The organism is Hydrocoleum sp. CS-953 (genome assembly GCF_002260545.1).
Classification (GTDB): Bacteria; Cyanobacteriota; Cyanobacteriia; order Cyanobacteriales; family Microcoleaceae; genus Trichodesmium.
Map to the genome: position 1 here is coordinate 1 of NZ_LGSU01000952.1, position 5,668 is coordinate 5,668.

Below are 5,668 nucleotides of genomic sequence, written 5' to 3' on the forward strand. Positions count from 1 at the left end.
TGTCTGCTACTAATATTAGGATAAATGATGAATTTGAGGAGACTTCTGGGGATGCGGATATTAAGTTGGAGGCGACAAATGATATTACTTTTGAGGATATAGATGATGATGTGCTGGAATTTCAACCAGGGGGTGGCGAGATAGAATTTCGTGCAGATGTTGATGGGGATGGAGTTGGTATTGTGAAAATGTTGGATAATGAGGCGGATGATGGGAGCGATCAGAATACCTTTGAGAATGGAGCAGATACTATTAAGACTAATGGGCGGAATTTGACTATTGCTGGTGCCGAAATTGTTTTGGGGAATATTGATACTTCTTGGTTGCCTATTTATTCTGGTGCGGAGTTGTTGGTGGCGATCGATGTGGATGAGGGTGGAGCAATACCAGCATCAGGTACGGCAGGCACTGCAACATTTACTTTTACTGTAGATGGTGACTTAGAAACTATCGAAAATCTAGATGTACGCTTTTCTGCTGAACATACTTACGATGGAGACTTAGAAGTTTATCTTGAATCACCCGAAGGGAAGGAAATAAGACTTTTTGCAGGTGTTGGTGGTTCGGATGATAACTTTCAGGATACTGTATTGGATGATAATGCTTCTACAAGTATTAGCTCTGGCAATGCTCCGTTTGATGGTACATATCGTCCCCAAGAAAGTTTAGCAGAATTTAATGGAGAAAACCCTAATGGAACTTGGACTTTGAGGGTAGAAGATAGGGCTGGTGGAGATAGTGGCAGGTTATACAAAGCTGGTGATGATGCTGTTTGGGGAACAACTGCCATAGGTACACAACTGTTGCTGCGTAGTCCCCTGGTTGAAAGTGCTGGAGGAAGAGGAAGTGGAAATGGTGGAGCAATAAACCTAGAAGCAACTCACGATAATATTAGGGTAGGAAATATTCGTAGTTTTAGCGAAACTGGTGATGGGGGAAGAATTGACCTGAAAGCTAACAAAAATATTATTACAGGGTTGATTAATTCTAGTTCATCTCAAGGAAATGGAGGTAATGTTAACCTTAATTCTATATCTGGCAATATTGATACATTTTCATTGGATACTTCATCTTTTGATGGGGATGGGGGAGATATTACTATCTCTGCTGGGGATAATATTAACATTGGAAATGTAAATTCTTCATCATCGGGTGGGGATAATGGAGATAATATTGCTGCTGGAAACAGCTCTGTCGGAAATGTTACTCAGACTGCGGGTGGAAATGTTAATATTAGTATCTCTGCTGGGAGTGATATTCAGACTGCGGATGGAAATGTTAATATTAGTATCTCTGCTGGAGATATTACTCAGACGGCAACTGAAGATGCTACTATTAGTAACTCTGCTGTGAGTGATATTCAGACGACAAGTGGAAATGCTGGAGATATTACTATCTCTGCCAATGGTAATATTCAGACGGCATCTGTATCCGGTCAAAATATTACCATTGATAGTCAAAGTGGTGTCGTTGATACCTCGGCGGGTTCCCTCAATACCAAATATAACGAAGATGGAGGAAATATTCAAATTACTGCTAATGGTAATATCAAAACGGCATCTGTATCTGGTCAAAATATTACCATTGATAGTCAAAGTGGCAGCGTTGATACCTCAACAGGTTTCCTCAACACCAATTCATTTAACGAAGAANTATCTGGTCAAAATATTACCATTGATAGTCAAAGTGGCAGCGTTGATACCTCAACAGGTTTCCTCAACACCAATTCATTTAACGAAGAAGGAGGAAATATTGAAATTACTGCTAATGGTAATATCAAAACGGCATCTGTATCTGGTCAAAATATTACCATTGATAGTCAAATTGGTGGCATTGATACCTCGGCGGGTTCCCTCAATACCAATTCATTTAACGAAGACGGAGGAAATATTGAAATTACTGCTAATGGTAATATCAAAACTGCATCTGTATCCGGTCAAAATATTACTATTGAAAGTCGTAGGGGTAACATTGATACCTCAGCAAGTTCCCTCAATGCTAGTTCAGACAATGAAGAAGGAGGAAATATTGAAATCACTGCCGATGGTAATATCAAAACGGCATCTGTATCTGGTCAAAATATTACCATTGATAGTCAACGTGGCAGCATTAATACCTTGGCGGGTTCGCTCCGTACCAGTTTATATAATCAAGATGGAGGAAATATTCAAATTACTGCCGATGGTAATATTCAGACCGCAAGTCTAAACTCCTCATCATTTGGTGAGAGTAGTGGAGATGGAGGAAATATTAATATTACCAGCAATAACGGAAATATTACTATTATTAGCGGTGATACATTTACATCAAGAAATATTCCGACTATTATCAACTCATCCTCAAAAAATGGTACTGCTGGAGATATTACTATCACTTCAGAAAGATTAATTACTTTAGCAGGTCAAGTTCTTGCTACCGGAAATACTCAGGGAGGAAACGTCAGCTTAACTAGCAAATTATCAGATGTAAATGCCAGTTTAGCTATCTTTAATCGCACATCAGAAAACGGCACAAACGGCAACCTGAATATTACGGCCAATAATGGTAGTATTGACATGGGGGAATTCAGTGGTTCACGAAACATCACTATTGCTGATGGGGGAGAAAGTGAAGAATTTAGCGATCGCCCCAATGCTAATATTATTTCAGATGCGGACAAAGTTAATGAAAAAAGTGGAGAAGTAACTTTGCAAGCACACAACGATATTACAATTAATGAATCTATTAATGCTGAGGACATTTCCAAGCTAGAATTAAGAGCTGGACGCGATATCAATATTAACGCTGACATCGATACCTCCAGTAGCAACGGTGATATTGTTCTGAGTGCGAATGACCAAGGAGCAGATATTCAATATCGGGGTGAGGGAGCAGGAGATATAACAATGGCAGCAGACACAACTATCAATACAGGTAGTGGACAAATTTCGATTTCAATAGGTAACTTAGCAGAAGTAGAANAATTAAGAGCTGGACGCGATATCAATATTAACGCTGACATCGATACCTCCAGTAGCAACGGTGATATTGTTCTGAGTGCGAATGACCAAGGAGCAGATATTCAATATCGGGGTGAGGGAGCAGGAGATATAACAATGGCAGCAGACACAACTATCAATACAGGTAGTGGACAAATTTCGATTTCAATAGGTAACTTAGCAGAAGTAGAAGTAGGAGATATTACCTTAAGTAACCTCCAAACTACAGGAAATATTACAGTAGATGCTAACGGCGGTAACATTTTCCGCAGCTCAGAAAATTCTCTAATTACTGCTGGTAATGCTGCATTGCGAACCAAAGAGACGGGTAGTATCGGTACAGAGACAGAACCACTCAATATTAGTCTGGAAAATTTGTCAGCAAGGAGTGGTAGTGGAGGAGTGTTTTTCAACTCACCCAACCAAGGAGTCAATATCGGAAATGCCAGCAATGTTATCACCGGAATTTCTACCCAAGACGGCGGTGATATACAAGTAACAGCTAAAGGAGATATTACTGTTACTGAATCCTTATTTACTGCATCTATTGAGCGATCAGGAGCCAATGAGCAATCAGGTAATATTACCCTCAAGAGTACAGAAGGTAGAATTGATACAACTGTTACTAACCTCAACTCTTCATCCATTAATGGCAGTGCAGGTAATGTTGAATTATCTGCCTCTGGGGATATCAATACAGCCAATATTTCCGCATACTCTGAAAATGGTAATGGTGGCAATATTACAATTAAGAGCGAGAATGCTTCTATTGAAACTACTGAGGGGGCTATTAATTCTTATTCTGAGAATAAGAGTGCAGGTAATGTTGAATTATCTGCCTCTGGGGATATCAATACAGCCAATATTTCGGCATCCTCTGAAAATGGTAATGGTGGTAATATTAGTATCTCTAGCATTAGTGGCGATATCATAACAGGGTCTCTTGATGCCTCTTCCTCTTCTTATTCCTATTCCTATTCCTATTCCTCTATTTCTGTATCCTCTGAAAATGGTGATGGGGGTAACATTACTATCACAAGCAATAATGGTTCTGTTGATACTACTGGAAGTTTCATCAGTTCTTATTCTGGTAATGGTACTGCAGGCAATGTTAATATATCTGCCTCTGGGGATATCAAGACTGGAAATATTAATACATACTCTGGGAATCTTCAAAACAATGACGACGGGAATGGTGAAACAGGTGAAAATGAGAGCGACAACTCCACTGATGAGAGAAAACCTAATGATGAAAATGAGAGCGACAACTCCACTGATGATGAAAATCCTAAGATAGAATTAGGTAATGGTAATGGTGGTAATATTACTATTAATAGTGATAATGGTTCTGTTGACACTACCAATGGTTGGATTGGTACTTCTGCTAATGGTAAGGCAGGTAATGTTAATATAACTGCTTCTGGGGATATTAATACCGGGTCTATTGATTCATACTCTTCTGAAGGTCAAGGTGGTAATGTTACTATCAGGAGCGATAATGGTTCTGTTGACACAACCGATGGTTGGATTAGCTCTTATTCTTTTAATGGTAGTGCAGGTGATGTTGAGATATCTTCTGTCTCTGGGGATATTAAAACAGGAACTATTGATTCATATTCATATTCATCTTCATTTTCATATTCTTATTCTTATGGGGCTGAATACAACAACAGTTTAGATGAGGGTAACGCTGGCAATATTACTATTACTAGCGATAATGGTTTTGTTGAGGGTAACGCTGGCAATATTACTATTACTAGCGATAATGGTTCTATTGACACTAGCGAGGGACAGATTGGCTCTTATGCTGATAATGGTAACGCTGGTAATGTGGAAATATCTGCTTCTGGGGATATTAATACGGGAAATATTTCTTCCTACTCTTATGTGGGTAAAGGGGGAAATATTAATATTACATCTAATAATGGTGCAATTGATACAACTAAGGGCTATGCAACTATTTTTGAACCGCTAGCAGATGACGCAAATATTACTTCAGAAGAGGTGGCAAATAGATTTGAGACAACAGCAGCTAATCTTGACGCTTATGCTCCAGAGGGTACTGGAGGCAATGTTACTCTTACTGCTAAAGGTGATATTACTACATACGAAATTAGTTCTTATGGTGGCAATAGTAGTGGTAACGTAAACATTATTAGCACCGAAGGAAATATTAATACAGACGTTATCTTTTCTACAGGAGTCAATGAAAGTGGTGGAAATATTTCCATCCAAACCCAAGCAGAAGGTAATATCAATATTAATCATATTGCTACTTATTCTACCAATGGCACTGGGGGTGAAGTTAACCTAGACTCTGGTGGCAGTGTCAGTATCAACAATATTGCCTCCTTTGGAGAACAACAGAGTGGTAACATTAGTATCAGTAGTGAAAGTCGGATTCAAACTGCAAATCTCACTACCCAATCTGATGCAGGTCCTAGTGGTAATATTGTTGTTAATGGCAGAAATGTTGCTACAGGTAATTTGCGGTCACTTGGTAAAACAGCCGCAGGTAAAATTCAAGTCCAAGCTAATGATGGTTCCATCCGTACAGCAGATATTGAATCTAGTTCCACTGCAGGTGAAGCAGGTCGTATTGATTTGAATGCAAGTGAGGACATTGAAACGGGGGATCAGACTGTTGAGGGGGTTGAAGGTGATGCGACTATTAACAACCAAGCCGGAGG

Annotated in this window: 1 protein-coding gene; it reads left to right on the top strand. The window is 39.3% G+C overall.

What is annotated here, in order from left to right:
- Window positions 1-1,652: proprotein convertase P-domain-containing protein (locus AFK68_RS38815; RefSeq protein ID WP_210407387.1), on the top strand; the 1,652-nt coding region annotated here is incomplete at both ends.
- Window positions 1,653-5,668 lie beyond the last annotated feature (4,016 nt).